Source organism: Kitasatospora papulosa (genome assembly GCF_000717245.1).
GTDB classification, from domain to species: Bacteria; Actinomycetota; Actinomycetes; order Streptomycetales; family Streptomycetaceae; genus Streptomyces; species Streptomyces papulosus.
The window spans coordinates 533,531-550,009 of sequence record NZ_JNYQ01000001.1; the positions used below are offsets into that span (position 1 = coordinate 533,531).

Annotated in this window: 12 protein-coding genes and 2 tRNA genes; 11 read left to right on the forward strand and 3 right to left on the reverse strand. The window is 71.5% G+C overall.

Annotated features, from left to right (window positions below):
* Nucleotides 1-77: 77 nt before the first annotated feature.
* The 5 genes from rsfS to IA22_RS0102230 all read left to right on the forward strand — a co-directional run bounded on the left by rsfS (nucleotide 78) and on the right by IA22_RS0102230 (nucleotide 2,251).
* On the forward strand, nucleotides 78-509 hold the full coding sequence (gene rsfS / locus IA22_RS0102210) for a ribosome silencing factor (protein WP_006124372.1): 432 nt from the start codon (nucleotides 78-80) through the stop codon (nucleotides 507-509).
* Nucleotides 506-1,159, forward strand: a complete 654-nt coding sequence (locus IA22_RS0102215; protein ID WP_030122589.1) for a histidine phosphatase family protein — start codon at nucleotides 506-508, stop codon at nucleotides 1,157-1,159. Before rsfS ends, IA22_RS0102215 begins: the two co-directional genes overlap by 4 nt.
* Nucleotides 1,160-1,275: 116 nt before the next feature.
* Nucleotides 1,276-1,348, forward strand: a tRNA-Ala gene (locus IA22_RS0102220).
* A gap of 437 nt (nucleotides 1,349-1,785) precedes the next feature.
* The gene (locus IA22_RS0102225) at nucleotides 1,786-2,019 is read left to right on the forward strand and encodes a hypothetical protein (protein WP_014156331.1); all 234 of its coding nucleotides are present in this window, start codon (nucleotides 1,786-1,788) and stop codon (nucleotides 2,017-2,019) included.
* Between the two features lie 159 nt (nucleotides 2,020-2,178).
* A tRNA-Ala gene (locus IA22_RS0102230) sits at nucleotides 2,179-2,251 on the forward strand.
* A gap of 82 nt (nucleotides 2,252-2,333) precedes the next feature.
* On the opposite strand, the gene IA22_RS0102235 is transcribed toward IA22_RS0102230, so the two are convergent.
* Together IA22_RS0102235 and IA22_RS0102240 are read right to left on the reverse strand one after the other, a co-directional pair.
* Nucleotides 2,334-3,908 (reverse strand): NADH-quinone oxidoreductase subunit NuoF family protein, encoded by a 1,575-nt coding sequence (locus IA22_RS0102235; RefSeq protein WP_030122590.1) that lies wholly within the window; start codon nucleotides 3,906-3,908, stop codon nucleotides 2,334-2,336.
* The gene (locus tag IA22_RS0102240; protein WP_051694758.1) at nucleotides 3,905-5,218 is read right to left on the reverse strand and encodes a ferric reductase-like transmembrane domain-containing protein; all 1,314 of its coding nucleotides are present in this window, start codon (nucleotides 5,216-5,218) and stop codon (nucleotides 3,905-3,907) included. Before IA22_RS0102240 ends, IA22_RS0102235 begins: the two co-directional genes overlap by 4 nt.
* A gap of 429 nt (nucleotides 5,219-5,647) precedes the next feature.
* On the opposite strand from IA22_RS0102240, the gene leuS reads away from it, so the two are divergent.
* From leuS to IA22_RS0102265, 5 genes are all read left to right on the forward strand, one after another.
* Entirely contained in the window at nucleotides 5,648-8,521 is a 2,874-nt protein-coding gene (gene leuS, locus IA22_RS0102245) for a leucine--tRNA ligase (protein WP_014156334.1), read from the forward strand.
* A gap of 268 nt (nucleotides 8,522-8,789) precedes the next feature.
* A complete protein-coding gene (locus tag IA22_RS0102250; protein WP_014156335.1) occupies nucleotides 8,790-9,485 on the forward strand; it encodes a hypothetical protein in 696 nt (231 codons plus the stop codon).
* Nucleotides 9,486-9,659: 174 nt separating this feature from the next.
* Nucleotides 9,660-10,505: a DegV family protein gene (locus IA22_RS0102255; protein WP_014156336.1), complete on the forward strand. Its 846-nt coding sequence runs from the start codon at nucleotides 9,660-9,662 to the stop codon at nucleotides 10,503-10,505.
* 566 nt (nucleotides 10,506-11,071) lie between these two features.
* Entirely contained in the window at nucleotides 11,072-12,016 is a 945-nt protein-coding gene (locus IA22_RS0102260) for a ComEA family DNA-binding protein (protein WP_245229539.1), read from the forward strand.
* On the forward strand, nucleotides 12,013-14,688 hold the full coding sequence (locus tag IA22_RS0102265) for a ComEC/Rec2 family competence protein (protein WP_030122593.1): 2,676 nt from the start codon (nucleotides 12,013-12,015) through the stop codon (nucleotides 14,686-14,688). Before IA22_RS0102260 ends, IA22_RS0102265 begins: the two co-directional genes overlap by 4 nt.
* A gap of 250 nt (nucleotides 14,689-14,938) precedes the next feature.
* On the opposite strand, the gene IA22_RS0102270 is transcribed toward IA22_RS0102265, so the two are convergent.
* Nucleotides 14,939-15,394 carry a pyridoxamine 5'-phosphate oxidase family protein gene (locus tag IA22_RS0102270; RefSeq protein WP_014156339.1) on the reverse strand — a complete coding sequence of 152 codons (456 nt, stop codon included), beginning with the start codon at nucleotides 15,392-15,394 and terminating at the stop codon, nucleotides 14,939-14,941.
* A 122-nt stretch (nucleotides 15,395-15,516) separates the two neighbouring features.
* On the opposite strand from IA22_RS0102270, the gene IA22_RS0102275 reads away from it, so the two are divergent.
* Nucleotides 15,517-16,341: an arylamine N-acetyltransferase family protein gene (locus tag IA22_RS0102275; protein WP_051694759.1), complete on the forward strand. Its 825-nt coding sequence runs from the start codon at nucleotides 15,517-15,519 to the stop codon at nucleotides 16,339-16,341.
* Nucleotides 16,342-16,479 lie beyond the last annotated feature (138 nt).

Sequence of the window (16,479 nt, forward strand, 5' to 3'; positions counted from 1 at the left end):
CCGGGCAGACGTCGTAAGGGCTGTCGGCGGTCCGTGAGACCCTAGAGGTTGATCTGACCGCCGACGAAAGCCTGCATGTGACCGCCACGGACCGCTCCATCGAGCTCATCAACGCCGCCGCCCAGGCGGCGGCCGACCGGCTCGCGCACGACATCATCGCCTACGACGTCAGCGATGTGCTGTCGATCACCGACGCCTTCCTGCTGGCCTCGGCTCCCAACGACCGCCAGGTCAAGTCGATCGTCGACGAGATCGAGGAGCGGCTACAGAAGGAGCTCGGCGCCAAGCCGGTTCGCCGCGAGGGCGACCGCGACGCCCGCTGGATCCTGCTCGACTACGTCGACATCGTGATCCACGTCCAGCACAGCGAGGAGCGCGTGTTCTACGCGCTCGAGCGCCTGTGGAAGGACTGCCCCGAGATCGCCCTCCCCGAGGACGCGGTCAAGACCCGGGGCAAGGCCGAGGAGCACGCCCAGCTCAACGGCGGCACGGAAGGTGACCAGAGCTGAACGGCAGCAGCAGCGGCAGGGGCCGCAAGATCGTCCTCTGGCGGCACGGCCAGACGGCGTGGAATCTGGAGCGCCGCTTCCAGGGCTCCACGGACATCGAGCTGACCGAGACCGGTCTCGGGCAGGCACGCCGCGCCGCCCGGCTGCTCGCATCGCTGAAGCCGGACGCGATCGTGGCGTCCGACCTGCGGCGCGCCGCGGCCACGGCCGCCGAGCTCGCCGCGGTCACCGGCCTCGACGTCGCACACGACTCCGCGCTGCGTGAGACGTACGCCGGCGCCTGGCAGGGGCTCACGCACGAGGAGATCGTCGGACAGTACGGCGAGCAGTACGCCGCTTGGAAGCGCGGTGAGCCGGTCCGCAGGGGCGGTGGCGAGCTGGAGACGGAGGTCGCCGACCGCGCGGCCCCCGTGGTGCTGGAACACGCAGGCAAGCTGCCCGACGCCGGCACGCTCGTCGTCGTGAGCCATGGCGGCACCATCCGGACGACCATCGGCCGTCTGCTCGGGCTCGAGTCCCACCACTGGGAGGGGCTCGGCGGGCTGTCCAACTGCTGCTGGTCGGTGCTGGGCGAAGGCGCGCGTGGTTGGCGCCTGCTCGAGCACAACGCCGGGACCCTCCCCGAACCGGTGCTCGGGGACGACGATTAGCCGTCGCCCGGAGGCTCTCTCCGGGCGGTGGGGACCGGATTTCACTTTCCGGCTCGTCGCAGGCTAAAGTTCTTCTTGTTCGCAGCGCGGAAACGCAGGGAAACACAGCGGACAGCGGGGCTATAGCTCAGTTGGTAGAGCGCCTGCATGGCATGCAGGAGGTCAGGAGTTCAATTCTCCTTAGCTCCACAGTCAAGATCCCGTCCCCGGCAGGGGGCGGGATCTTTTTTTGCGGCGATCCGGAATCGAGCCGGTGACGTGCGCCGGTCGTGCCCCAACTGCCGTGGCCCGCCTGGGACAAGGGTCGTAAGGGTGTTCCGGCGCTGTCATCGCAGGTGCGAGGGCCGTCCCCATGGGCCTCCTTCAGGACAAAGGCGCTAGGCGGGGCGTTCGTCGGGCTGACCTCCTTACGGCGCCGTGGCAGAATCGGAGCGTCGGAGGGGCGACGGACCGATCGGGAGGGAGCGCGATGCCTGCGAGCCGCGTACGGGTCCCGGGCCCGCTCCTTGCGTCCACGGCGCTCCATCGCTCGACCACCCCCGTTCCCGCCGCGCCCTGCTCCCTCGGCAGCTCGCACGACGGTCCCTTCGCGCGCACGGCCTGCGGCCACCGTCGGAGCTGACCGGATGGGTGCACACAGGCGGAAATGCGACTGGTGCGGCAGCGGTACGCCCATCGTCAGGGACATGGACCCCGTCAACACCGAGTTCCAGTACTGGTGCGAGGAGTGCGCGCGGGCGCTGATCATAAAGGGCGACCCCATCGAGACGTACCGGGAGCTCGAAGGTGAGCCCATCTACGGACGGCTCCTGGAGGAGCACTGCACCCTCAAGCGGTTCTACTCCTTCGCCACTGCCTGACGGGGTGGCTCCTCCCGGAGCCGTTCAAGATCGAAGCAACCGCTGGTCAGAGCGTCGCTCATCAGGCATATCCGGACAGACCGGAAACGATTTTTGATGGGCCGGTGGGACCGTGTAATGTTCTCGATGTCGCCAGGGAAACCGAGCGGCAAACAGCACGGGGCTATAGCTCAGTTGGTAGAGCGCCTGCATGGCATGCAGGAGGTCAGGAGTTCAATTCTCCTTAGCTCCACAGTGGGGAAGCGGGCCATCCGAATCGGATGGCCCGCTTCTTGTCGTGTCCGCCACTCCTGGTGTGCTCGTCGGCGCGCGGATCAGTCGCGCCCGCTGCCCAGGGCCCTGCGCCGGGCACTCGGCAGTGCGGGCCGTTCCGCGGGAGCCTGCTCGATGCGGAGCGCAAGGGCGGGGCACCGCCGTACGGCGCGCTGGGCCCGGCCTCTCAGGTGCACCGGAACGGAGGCGTCCGCGAGCGCCGGATAACCGTCCGGACCCAGCCTGATCAGTTCTGGAACGATGTCCGCGCAGAGGCCGTGCCCCTGGCAGAGCGTCCAGTCCACCGCCAGCTTCTCACCGCTGGGGAGGGACTCCTCCAGGTCCTCGTAGCCGGGGGAGGGCAACGGCAGCACGCCCAGGGTCTCCCGTCCGCAACCGCCGTCCAGCACGTGCGCTGCGAGATCGTCGGTGAAGGCGGAGAGGGTGGACGACAGGAAGCGGGCCGATCCGTCCGGGTGCTTGCACGCACCGCGGCCCTTCACCGCCTGCGTCACCTCGCGGAGCGCCTCCAGGGCGGCGGGACCGCCGCCGTTGAGGACGTCGGAGAGGCCGCCCGCGGCAGCGGGCAGACCCAGCTTGCACGGCCCGCACTGGCCCGCGGTCTCGGCGGCCAGCCAGTTCGCGATCCTCAGCGACTCCCCGATCGGGCAGGTCTCCGGCCCGATCGGCAGAACGGCACCGGCGCCGAGCGCCCCGCCCACCGCGGCCAGTGAGGCTCTGGAGACCACCGCGTCGTGCAAGGCCGTCGAGTCGATCCAGTTGCCGTGGTAGCCGCCGGTGAGTACGCCCTGGGGCAGCGGCGGTGCTCCCGCCAACTGCAGGACGTAGCGCAGGGGCACCCCTGTGGGTACCTCGACGACCATCGGACGGGCCACGGCCCCTGAGACCGTGAGGAGGACCGTGCCGGGCTCGTCGGCCAGGCCGGTGTGTCCGTAGCGGCGGGGACCCAGCCGGGCGGCGACGGCGAGCTGTGCGTAGGTCTCCGCGTTCGACAGGAGAGTCGGCGCGCCGGCCACCCCGGACTCCGCCGCCCGCTCACGGCGGCCGGGGGGCAGGGCGGGGCCGCCGTTCACCGCGCGGATGACCGCCGACGCCTCCCCGGAGACCATGCGCTCCGGGGTGCGCACCACCCGGGCGCGAAGGTGCTGTCCGCGCCTGTCCGACAGTCCTCGTTCGGCCAGGGCGGACCGCACGGACATCTCCGTGGAGTTCCGGGTGACAGCCACGACCAGAGTGCGTGCGCCGAGTGCTTCCGCTGCGAGCAGGGCGCCGTCGAGTATGAGGTGCGGGGCGCGGTTGAGCAGCACGGTGTCCTTGCGGCAGGCGGGTTCGCCCTCGCTCCCGTTGATCACGACGACCGGCCTCACCCCACGGCGTATCGAGGCCTTCGCGACCGCCCGCAGCTTCTTCCCGAAGGGGAAGCCCGCGCCGCCGCGGCCACGCAGCGACACCGACTCCGCGAGCTCGGCCAGCCGCTCACCGGTCATCGGGTCGAGCGGGCCGTGCACCTTGAGGTGCATGGCGAGGTCAAGGCGTTCCACCAGGTCGAACCCGCTGGTCAACTGAGGGAGTCCGACGACGCGGACCTCCGGGACATCGGGGAGGGGCGCTTTCACGGGCGGTCTCCTGCTGGTGGGTGCCAGGGCTCTCCCGCCGAGGGCGGATAGAGCGGCCCCGGCAGCTGCTCGGTCACCTGGTCGGAGGCGGAGGCCGGGGCGGGCCCCGGGGGCGATGCGTACGCGGGCCTCAGCGCCTGTGCGGGAGGCGTGGGGGAGGGGGAGGGCCAGCGGTCGCCCGTCAGACCCGGGGGCGGCCCGGATAGCCGGGAGACGGCTCGGTACGCCGCAGAGATACCGGGCCGGGAGCCCTGGGGCGCTGCCGGCGCCGGGGTGGGGAAGGTGCCGGGGGCGAGCCGCTCGGAGCTGCGCGGCGGCGGCTCGCACGGCGGTGGCGATACGTACGCAGCCGCACCGTACGGCTGGTGTTCCTGCGGCGCCCGCCCGAACGGCCGGGACGCGTAGTCCGCCGGTTCGTGCGCGAGTGCTCCGGGCGTTTCCGGGGCGGCGAGCGTCCGGGGGCGGACCGGGGTGCCGCGCAGGCCCCGGTCGTCGCCCCAGCCGGGGGCGTCGGGCGGGAGGCCGCGGCCCGACGGCGCAGGCGGGGACTCCGCACCGGGGAGCGGTGAGGTGCGTATGACCGGATCGGACGCGGACGGAGGGGCGTCCGGGCCCGTCAGACTGGCGGCGAGCTCGATGAGCAGGCGCTTTGCCGGGCCGGGGAGCAGGCGCATCGCGAGCACGGCGGCCACGGCGGTCAGACAGAGCATGTACATCACGACGACCCAGGTCGCGGGCTGGCGTCCGGCGTACAGGCCGTGGACCAGGGCGGCGCACCACGCGGGATACGCCAGCGCGTGCAGGGCGCGCCAGCGGCCCGCGATCCTGCCGGGGGTGGCGAACGCGCTGCGCATCGCCCCCGTCGCCGCGGCGACGATCATCAGCAGCCCGGCCAGTGCGCCGAAGCCGACGAGGCCCGCGGTACCGCTCACACCCGTACCGAACGGTACGAGGGCGCCGAGCAGGCCGACGTGCCCGAGCGCGACCTTCACGGTGCCGTGCAGGAGGAGGAAGCACAGCGAGGCGACGGCGGCTGCTCGGTGGACGCCCTGGCAGACGAGCCGCTGACGCGTCGAGAGGAACACCCGGTCGGTGGCCAGCAGACCCCAGCCGACTGCCGCGGTGAGGGAGACCAGCGTCAGTACGCCGGTCGTGAAGTCGAACGTGGCACGCATGCCGTCGCTCCCCGCGACGGCGAGCAGGGGGATGAGCACCAGTGCCGCGACGGTCAGTCCGCCCTGCACCGGGCGGCTCGTTCCTGGGCCGGAACCCAGGGAGGGGGAGGAGCGGATCCTGCGATGAGGCTTCATGGGGGGCGACTCCGAATGGCTCGGCAAAGCGGTCCCGTTGCCGCATGCTAGGTCGCCGTCTACCGGCCGGTACGAGGTTTGAGCGGTTGCCCCGATAGGAGGCAGTACGCGGAGTAACCTCCGGAGTGTGTGGGTCCTGTGGAAGATTCGCGCCGACGGTGTGACTGTGCGTACCGGCGTGGCGCGACCCGTGCGGCCTTCCGGAGGTATATGTGCCGGGCCGGGCTCCGGGCCCGTGCGGTACCCTGACGCCATGCGTGCCGTACGCCTTCTGCTTAGCGAGCCGCGCTGATCACTCCCGACCGGTGAGAATGCCTGGTCGGACTCGGCGCGGCGTCCCCTCCTGTGCGAGGGGATTTTTCGTTTCCGTAGACGTGTGTCCGTAGACGTGGGCGCCGGCAGATGACGATCGATGGAGCTTTGAGGATCATGAGCGAGACGAATTCCGCGGCCGAGGTGGCCGCGCCGCACCGCTACACGGCAGCGATGGCCGCCGACATCGAGGCACGCTGGCAGGACTTCTGGGACGCCGAGGGGACGTACGAGGCGCCCAACCCGACCGGTGATCTGGCGGACGGTTCCGGGCTGGCCGCGAAGCCGAAGCGCTTCATCATGGACATGTTCCCGTATCCCTCGGGCGCCGGTCTGCACGTCGGCCACCCGCTGGGCTACATCGCCACCGACGTCTACGCCCGCCACCAGCGGATGACCGGGCACAACGTCCTGCACACCCTGGGCTTCGACGCGTTCGGCCTGCCGGCGGAGCAGTACGCCGTGCAGACGGGCACCCACCCGCGCGCCTCCACCGAGGCCAACATGGAGAACATGAAGGTCCAGCTGCGCCGGCTGGGCCTGGGCCACGACAAGCGCCGCTCCTTCGCGACCATCGACGCGGAGTACTACAAGTGGACCCAGTGGATCTTCCTGCAGATCTTCAACTCCTGGTACGACACCGAGGCCGACAAGGCCCGCCCGATCGCCGACCTGGTCGCCCAGTTCGAGAGCGGTGAGCGTCCGGTACCGGGCGGCGGCGAGTGGGGCGCGCTGAGCGCCGCCGACCGTGCCGACATCCTGGGGCAGTACCGCCTGGCGTACGCCTCGGACGCACCCGTCAACTGGGCGCCCGGGCTGGGCACCGTGCTGGCCAACGAGGAGGTGACGGCGGACGGCCGCTCCGAGCGCGGCAACTTCCCGGTCTTCAAGGCCAAGCTGCGCCAGTGGAACATGCGCATCACCGCCTACGCCGACCGGCTGCTGAACGACCTGGACGGGCTGGACTGGCCGGAGGCCATCAAGCTGCAGCAGCGCAACTGGATCGGCCGATCCGAGGGGGCGCGCGTCGACTTCCCCGTCGACGGTGCGGGAGACATCACCGTCTTCACCACCCGTCAGGACACCCTGTTCGGCGCGACCTACATGGTCCTGGCTCCCGAGCACGAACTGGTCGAGCGGATCATCCCCGCCGCCTGGCCCGAGGGCACCCACCCGGTCTGGACCGGCGGCCACGCGAATCCGGCCGAGGCCGTCACCGCGTACCGCAAGCAGGCCGCCGCCAAGTCCGACGTCGAGCGGCAGGCCGAGGCCAAGGACAAGACAGGCGTCTTCACCGGTGCCTACGCGACCAACCCGGTCAGTGGTGAGAAGGTCCCCGTCTTCATCGCCGACTACGTCCTGATGGGCTACGGCACCGGCGCGATCATGGCGGTGCCGGCGCACGACGCGCGCGACTTCGCCTTCGCGCGCGCCTTCGAGCTGCCGATGCGCTGCGTCGTCGAGCCCTCGGACGACCGCGGCCTGGACACCTCGACGTGGGAGGACGCGTTCGCCTCGTACGAGGCGAAGCTGGTCAACTCGGCCAACGACGAGGTCTCGCTGGACGGCCTGGGTGTCGTCGACGCCAAGGCGAGGATCACGGAGTGGCTGCAGGCGCACGGTGTCGGTGAGGGGACCGTCAACTTCCGCCTGCGTGACTGGCTGTTCAGCCGCCAGCGCTACTGGGGAGAGCCCTTCCCGATCGTCTACGACGAGGAGGGCATCGCCCACGCGCTGCCCGAGTCGATGCTGCCGCTGGAACTGCCCGAGGTCGAGGACTACTCGCCGCGGACCTTCGACCCGGAGGACGCCGACACACAGCCCGAGACCCCGCTGTCCCGGAACGCCGACTGGGTCAACGTCACCCTGGACCTGGGTGACGGTTCCGGCCCGCGGAACTACCGCCGCGAGACCAACACCATGCCGAACTGGGCTGGCTCCTGCTGGTACGAGCTGCGCTACCTGGACCCGCACAACGACCAGCGGCTGGTCGACCCGGCCATCGAGCAGTACTGGATGGGGCCGCGCGAGGGACAGCCCACCGGTGGCGTGGACCTGTACGTCGGGGGAGCGGAACACGCGGTCCTGCACCTGCTGTACGCGCGTTTCTGGTCCAAGGTGCTGCACGACCTGGGGCACATCTCGTCGGCCGAGCCGTTCCACAAGCTGTACAACCAGGGCATGATCCAGGCGTTCGTCTACCGGGACAGCCGCGGTATCGCGGTCCCGGCGGTCGAGGTCGAGGAGCGCGACGGCGCGTACTACCACGCCGGCGAGAAGGTCAGCCGTGTCCTGGGCAAGATGGGCAAGTCCCTGAAGAACGCCGTCACGCCCGACGAGATCTGCGGCGAGTACGGCGCGGACACCCTGAGGCTGTACGAGATGGCCATGGGACCCCTGGACGTCTCGCGTCCGTGGGACACCCGCGCCGTGGTCGGCCAGTACCGGCTGCTGCAGCGGCTGTGGCGCAACGTCGTCGACGAGGAGACCGGTGAGGTCACCGTCGTGGACACCGAGCCCGGCGAGGACACGCTGCGCGCGCTGCACAAGGCCATCGACGGTGTGGGCCAGGACATGGCGGGGATGCGCTTCAACACCGCCATCGCCAAGATCACCGAGCTGAACAACCACCTGACGAAGGCGGGCGGCCCGCTGTCGCGCTCGGTCGCCGAGCGGCTGGTGCTGCTGACCGCGCCGCTGGCGCCGCACGTGGCGGAGGAGCTGTGGCGCCGGCTGGGCCACAGCGAGTCCGTGGTGCACCAGGACTTCCCGGTCGCGGACCCGGCGTACGTCGTGGACGAGACCGTGACCTGCGTGGTGCAGATCAAGGGCAAGGTCAAGGCCCGCCTGGAGATCTCCCCGTCCATCACGGACGAGGAACTGGAGGCGCTGGCCTTGGCCGACGGGAACATCGTCGCCGCGCTGGGCGGGGCCGGTATCCGCAAGGTGATCGTGCGGGCGCCGAAGCTGGTCAACATCGTCCCCGCATAGCGGCGCTGGGGTGGCCCGCGGCGCCGACGCGTGACGGCGTCGAGCGGGTCGGCGCGCTCGGTCGCCCGCGCCGCGCGGTCGGCCTGAGGTGCTGACCGGCGCGCTGCCACGGGCAGGCTAAGCGTGGCGCCGACGGTCGGGCGGCGTGCCAGGGCTTTCCCCTACGGGCAGGTTGGGGGTTCCGTTGGAACCCTCGGCCTGCCCGTTCCGTTTACGGTAGAAGGGGTGACCCCAGGCGGGCAGCCGATTCGACGACCGAGGGGCGTTCATGGAAGCCGTGATCCTGATCCTGACGCTGCTGTTCGTGGCGTTCATGGCGCTCGGTGTGTACGCCGGTGTGAAGGCGGTGCGCGCGGCCAAGCGGGGTGTGGACCGGACGATCACGCAGGCCCGCCGCTCCGTGGAGGACACCACGCTCCGGGCCAAGAGCTACGGCCAGCCGGGCGTGCCGGGAGAGCTCGCCCAGCTCAGGCTCTCGCTGCGTACATCGATGCGGGCCACCCAGGACGCGTTGAACGCCGGGGCCAGGGAGGACGCCTCACTCTCGGAGTCGCTGGGTCTTTTCCAGCGTCTGAGCGCGCACGGACAGGAACTCGACAACGACCTCAAGCGGCTGGAACGCGAGCCGGATCGGGCGACGGTGGCCACGCTGCTGCCGGGCCTGAAGGAGCGCACGGAACGCATCACACACGCGGCGGAATCACTCCGCTGGGCTGCCCGTGACCGGGCGAGGCAGTTCGCCGAGGACGATCTGGCCGCGCTCGGCGCGCAGATCGACCTGGAGGCCGGGGCCCTGCGCCACTGGACGACCGAGGAGCCGACCGCCTCCCGGAGCGAGGCCGCAGGGCACAACTGGACGGCACCGGCCGACGAGCAGACGCCACCGTCACTCACCCCTCCGGACCCCCGGCTGCGCACGGGCCATCCCTGGCAGAAGTCCGCGAAGCCGGAGACGACGAACTGACACGCATCCAACTCGGTTCCACCGCCCACGGCGTGGCAGCCGCGGGACGTGTGCTTGCTGAATGTCTCCGGACAGGCCGGAGGCACATCAGGGCGGATGCGGGGCAGACCGGAAATGATCAGCGGTCCGGTCCCGGGCTGCCGTGTTCCCGCCTCGGAAGGTAACCTCCGGCTCATGTCCCGCCATGTCGCGATCGTCACCGATTCAACGGCCTACCTGCCGCCCCAGACGATGGAACGGCACGGCATCACCGCGGTGCCGCTGACCGTCGTCCTGGGCGATCAGGCACTGGAGGAAGGCACGGAGATCTCGGCCCGGTCACTGGCCCTCGCTCTGCAGAAGCGCCGGTCCGTGACCACCTCACGGCCCAGCCCGGACGTCTTCGCCGCCACCTATCGAGCGGTGGCGGAGGCAGGCGCCACCGGCATCGTCTCTCTCCATCTGTCGTCGGAGCTCTCCGGGACGTACGACGCCGCCGTGCTCGCGGCGAAGGAAGCGCCTGTTCCGGTGCGGGTGGTCGACACCGGCATGGTCGCCATGGCCCTGGGGTTCTGCGCCCTTGCGGCCGCCGAGGCGGGCGAGGCGGGCGGCGGTCTGGACGAGGCGGTCGCGGCGGCAGACAAGCGGGCGGCCGGCACGTCGGCCTTCTTCTACGTCGACACGCTGGACTACCTGCGCCGAGGCGGGCGCATCGGCGCCGCGCAGGCGCTGTTGGGATCGGCTCTGGCCGTCAAGCCGCTCCTCCGGCTCGAGGACGGCCGTATCGAGATGCTGGAGAAGGTGCGGACCGCGTCCAAGGCGATCGCCCGTCTCGAGGAGATCGTCGCAGCGCAGGCCGGAACAGGTGCCGTGGACATCGCCGTCCACCACTTGGCCGCTCCCGAGGGGGCCGAGCGCCTGGCGGAACGGCTCCGGGGACGAATCCCGGGGCTCGCGGATCTGCATGTGAGCGAAGTCGGTGCGGTGATCGGAGCGCACACCGGTCCGGGACTGCTGGGCGCTGTCGTCGCACCGCGCTGAATTCACCTCGTCAGGTGACGCAGTTATCCACAACTGGCGAGTAATCCACCACAATCGGGGCGTCCCGACGGATTTTCCCGGATGTGTCTAGCGTCTGATCCATGACCTTCCGACCGCTCTCCCCACCCAGCCGTGCCACCGACCCGCAGGGCCTCGGCAGTGACGCCGAGGTCTCGGCCTCGCACCGACTCCCGGATCTTCCCGCGCACGCGGCGATGGACCCACCTCGGCACGCGGCGGTGTACGCGGCCGCGCCTCGGGGCGCGCACAGGCCCGCGCGCGGTGCCTCCGAGGGAGCAGGCCCGGCGGGACGGGCCCGCTTCAGGCCCGGTGTCCGCCCCGCCGGAGGAGCCGGAACCTCGCCCGGCACGGCCGCCTCCAGGGCCCGGCACGGTCGCCGGCGGCGCCCCACGCGTGGAACGGACACCGGGACCGCGGCAGCCTCGCGGCTCCGTGCGGACGCGCTCCTGGGGGCGGGCCCGCCGGTGGTCGCGGCAACGACTGCGGCGGCGGCGGGGACGACGACGGCGAGTAGGGGGACGGCGGGGGCGGCCGGTGGGGCGACGATGCAGGGGGTGGGGGCGGATGCGGCGGCTTCCGGGGTGCCCACGGCCTCGCCGTCCTGTGACGAGGCCGGACGCATCCGCGCGGCGCCGTCCTGGGCCGCGGTTCCGTCATCCCACTCAGCACCCGACGCCCGCTCCACGACGGCGGCCCCGTCGCACGGATCGGAACTGCCATTGCGGCACGAGGCGCCCGACGCGTCGGGCACGAGGTCCCGGTGGTGGCGAGAAGCGGGCCCCGCGCTGCGCGACCGGTTACCTCTGTGGGTGCAGCTGCGGTGCGGCCTCGAGCCGCGCGCTCTTGCCGCGTTGGCCGTCGTCCTGGTCGGAGCCGCCGTACTCGCGGCGACACATTTCTGGTCGTCCGGTCCGGAGGCGGTGAGCGCTCCCGACCGGGTCACGGAGGCCGCCGCGGTACGGGCGGGCGGGGAGGAGACCCCGAGCGCGCGGATCTCCGGCCCCGCACTCGTTCCGCACACGGGATCGAGCACCGGCACAACCGCCGGCGGCCAGATCGTCGTGGACGTGAGCGGCAAGGTGCGGCGGCCGGGTATCCAGTACCTGCCTGCCGGTTCACGTGTCGCGGACGCGCTGCGTGCCGCGGGAGGCGTCAGGGAGGGAGCCGATGTCACCGCACTCAACCGCGCACGGGTCCTGACGGACGGCGAGCAGGTGGCGGTGGGCCTGCCCGGCGCGCCACCACCGGTCAGCGGGACGGGAACAGGCGGATCCGCAGGGGGACCGGCCGGCCCAGCCGCAGTGGTGAGCCTCGGCACGGCCACCGCCGAGCAGTTGGAGACCTTGCCCGGTGTCGGCCCGGTGCTCGCGCAGCACATCATCGACTACCGGACCGAGCACGGGGGTTACCGTTCCGTCGACGAGCTCCGCGAGGTCAACGGCATCGGGGACCGCCGGTTCGCCGACCTCCGGCCGCTGGTCAGGCCGTGAACGGTTCCGACGTCCTTGCCGATGCGGGCCGACGGCTCGGTGCTGCCGAACCGCGCCAGGCGCTCCCGGATGATCTGCGTCTGGTCCCTCCCGCCCTGGCGGCCTGGGCGGCAGCGGCTCTTGCGCTCGGGGCGCCGGGCAGGTGGGTGGTGGCCGGATCGGTTCTCTGCGCGTGCACCGGCCTGGGCCTCCTCGCCGTATCCGGAGTCCTGGCGCGCCACGCACCCCGGGGCAGGGCTGGTCCGACAGTCCCACCGGGCGCGGAGGCCGCGAGCCCGGTCGGTGATGATCCGGTGGGTGCGGATTCGGAGTCCTCGCCGGTTCCGGCTCCCGCCTTCCCAGGGGACCGGGCGCGTCGGGCAGGACCAGCGATTCCGCCGGCCGGGCCGCCGACGCCCGCCGGAAGCAACAGGCGCCGGGGACCGCGCCTCACGGCGGCAGCCGCCGCGCTGCTCTGCGCCGCGGCGGGGGCGACGGTGGCCGGGCTCCACGGCGCGGATACCCGCAGGGGCCCGGTCCCCGGACTGGCGGAGTCGTACGAGCGGGTCGAAGCGGAGGTGACCGTCACGTCCGATCCCCGGCAGACCCGGCCCCGTGTGCGGGGTGATCACAGCACGCCCGTGTCCCTGCTCCTGGATGCCGAGGTCGATCAGCTCACCGCCCCCGACGGCACGGTCACCAGACTCCGGACTCCCGTCCTGGTCATGGTCGCCCCGGGCGCCGCGGCGGCGCGGTGGCAACAGTTGCTGCCCTCGACAGGCCTCCGCATCAGCGGAGGGCTCACCCCTCCACGTCACGAGGCGGAGCGCGTCGCGGCGGTACTCGGTACCGACGCGGACGAACCGCCACGGGTCATCCAGGAGCCCTCCCTGCTGCAACGCGTCGCGGGGCGGCTGAGGTCCGGTCTGCGGGAAGCCACCGACGGACTCGACACCGATGAGCGGGCACTCCTGCCGGGGCTGGTGGTCGGAGACACCTCACGGGTGCCGCCGGATCTGCACGACGCCTTCAAAGCCACCGACCTCACCCACCTGCTCGCCGTCTCAGGTGCCAACCTCTCGATTCTGCTCTTCCTTCTCATCGGCCCCCCGAGCACGGCGCTGCGCAGCGAACGCCGAGGTCTGGCACCCCGGCTGGGTATCTCCCTGCGCATGACAGCCCTGACCGGTGGCGCGGTGGCGCTGGCCTTCGTGATCGTCTGCCGTCCGGAGCCGAGCGTGCTGCGCGCGGCCGCCTGCGGCCTGATCACACTGCTCGCCATCGGGACGGGCCGGCGCAGATCGCTGATCCCGGCACTGGCCGCGGCCGTTCTGCTGCTGGTGCTCTACGACCCGTGGCTGGCCCGTAGTTACGGGTTCCTCCTCTCCGTGCTCGCGACCGGGGCACTGCTGACACTCGCACCGAGATGGAGCGACGCTCTCCAGCGGCACGGGGTCCCGGCACGGCTCGCCGAGGTGCTGGCCGCGGCGGGAGCCGCTCAAGCCGTCTGCGCGCCTGTGGTCGTGGTCCTCGCGTCGAGGGTCAGCCTGGTGGCGATTCCCTGCAACCTGCTGGCGGAGTTCGCGGTGGCACCCGCGACGGTCCTGGGCTTTGCCGTGCTCGCCGTGGCGCCCGTCTCCCTACCGGTGGCGGGCGTGCTGGCCCACGTCGCCGGCTTGCCGGTCGGCTGGATCGCGTCCGTGGCCCGCACGGGCGCCGCACTACCCGGGGCGGAACTGGACTGGCCGGGAGGTTGGCGCGGAGCGGCCCTCCTGGCCGTCCTCACGATCGTGCTGACGCTGTCGGCCCGCCGTCTGGCCCGCCACCCATGGGTGTGCTCCGCTGCCGCGCTCCTGCTGGTCCTCGCGGTGCTGCGGCCGGTGCCGCTCACCCGGTTCATGACGGGATGGCCGCCGCCCGGCTGGGCCTTCGCCCTCTGCGACGTGGGACAAGGGGACGCCATGGTGCTTGCCGCGGGGGACGGCACGGGAGTGGTCGTGGACACCGGCCCTGAACCCCGTCTTGTCGACAGGTGCCTGCGCGATCTCGGTGTCACCCGTGTACCGCTCCTGCTCCTGACCCACTTCCACGCCGACCATGTGCGAGGCCTGCCCGGCGTACTGAAGGGGCGCGAGGTCGGCACGATCCAGACGACGAGTCTCGACGAACCACCCGAGCAGGCAGCGTTCGTACGGAGGACGGCCGCAGAGGCGCACGTCCCGACGACCCGGGCCGTGCCGGGGGAGCGGCGACGGACGGGTCCTCTGGACTGGCAGGTGCTCTGGCCGGCGGCCGGTGCGCCGGGGGCGGCGTCCTCCTACGTGACCGGGGAACCGAACGATTCCAGCGTCACGCTCCTCATCCGGTCCGGTGGGCTGACCCTGCTGCTCCTCGGCGATCTCGAACCACCGGCACAGCGGGGAGTGCTGCGCAGCCACCCGGCCCTGCCCCGGGTCGATGTGCTCAAGGTCGCGCACCACGGCTCCGCGCACCAGGACACAGCGCTCCTGCGCAGCACACGCCCGAGGCTCGCGTTGATCAGCTGCGGCTCGGACAATCCGTACGGCCATCCGGCGGCCCGTACGGTCGAGGCACTCGAAGCGACGGGAGCGAAGGTTCTGCGCACCGACATCAACGGTCCGATCGCGGTGACCGGCGCGGGCTCGCAGTTGCGTGCGGCGGGCAGGTCATGACCTCGAGGTACGTCCTGGCTCGCGCACCCCCTCGCGGCCCCACCCCCTCGCGGCCCCACGGTCCTACGGCCCGGCCCCCTCACGGCCCCGGCCTGTCACGGCCGCGCGGGGTCCCGTAGTTGCCGGGGGAGTGGCCCGGGACCCCGTCCAGCTCGTGCCTGTGTGCCGGAGGGGTGACCCACGGACGGGTCCTGTGGTCAGGAGAGCCGCCGGGCCGCCGGGCTCAGCGTGTCAGGAGGCGGCTCGGCTGTCAGACCAGCCAGGTCCCCGCGACCATCAACTCGCGCCCTGCCAGTTCGTTCACCTCCCGCCACGCCTTGACGGCGTGCGGGGTGATGCGGAGATACACCCACGCGGGGCGTCCGCGAGGGTCCCAGCCGAGCTTCTCGGCGAAGGCGTCGCCCGATTCGGCCGGAAGGTCCGAGCCCTCGACGACCTCGGCCGTTCCCTCGATCAGCACCACATCACGGGTGTGGCCCAGGGTGACCCGGACCTGTCCGGTCGGGGTCACGTTGACTGCTGTCGGGTTGGTGCGCCGGGTGGCGAGCAACAACGTATGACGGTCCAGGACGAACGAAAGTGGCACCAGGCACGGCACACCGTCGGCGGAGGCGGTCGCCACCCAGAGGTCTTCGTCCCTCTCCAGATGATCAAGTACGTCCTGCTTGCGCTGCTCAGGGCCGCGGGCCGGCTCTCGCTCCGTCATGGCTCACACGCTAGCCACCGGCTGTGGCCGTCGCCTCGGTCGGCGGTCCTAGGCCCGTCCTGCGCCCGTCCTAGGCCCAGGGGCCAATGGCGCTGCCCGGCGGACCGCGACAGACTTCCGGGATGCACGAATACGCGCGGCAGCCTGCTCACGCACCCACCCCCGGCTGGACGGGCGCCTATCTGGAACGGATCGGCGCCGCCCGCCCACCCCGGGCCGATGCCGCGGCGTTGCGCGAGTTGCAGCTGCGCCACCTGATGACCGTGCCCTTCGAGAACCTCTCCGTCCATCTCGGCCAGGATGTGGTCCTGGAGGAGGAGAAGCTCGTCGACAAGATCGTGACGGACCGCCGCGGCGGCTTCTGCTACGAGCTCAACGGCGCCTTTGCCGCGCTGCTGCGCGAGCTGGGTTTTCGCGTCGTCCCGCTTCAGGCGCGGGTGTTCGGCGACGGAGGCAGCCTCGGTATCCCGTACGACCACATCGCCCTGCGCGTGGAGACCGACGACGCTACGGGCCCCTGGCTCGCGGATGTCGGGTTCGGTGACCACGCCCTGCATCCGCTCGAGCTGGAGGCCCGCACGGAACAGGACGACCCCAGCGGCATGTTCCGCTTCCGGGAAGCGCCGCAGGGGGATCTGGATCTGCTGCGCGACGGCTCGCAGCAGTTCCGCCTCGACCTGAGGCCGCGTGTGCTGGCGGACTTCGGAGCCGGGTCCTGGTACCACCGGACCTCACCGGACTCCCACTTCACCCGGTCGCTGATCTGCTCCCGGTGCACGGAGGGCGGCCGGGTGACGCTCCGCGGCCGCACGCTGATCACGACCGAGCGGGGCGAGCGTCATGAGACGGAGCTGCGGGACGACGCCGAGGTACTCGCCGCCTACCGCGACCACTTCGGCATTGAGCTGACCCACCCGCCGGTGGTACGCCCGCCCCTGACCGTATGACGTGTGTGACGTACATGAGGTGGGTGACGTGTGTGATGTGTGTGATGTGCCTGGCACCGTATGCCCGGACGTCGACGGGTGCTCCAACCTGCGCAATACGGACCTTCGGTGGCACCTGCGTACAGTGACGCACAGCTG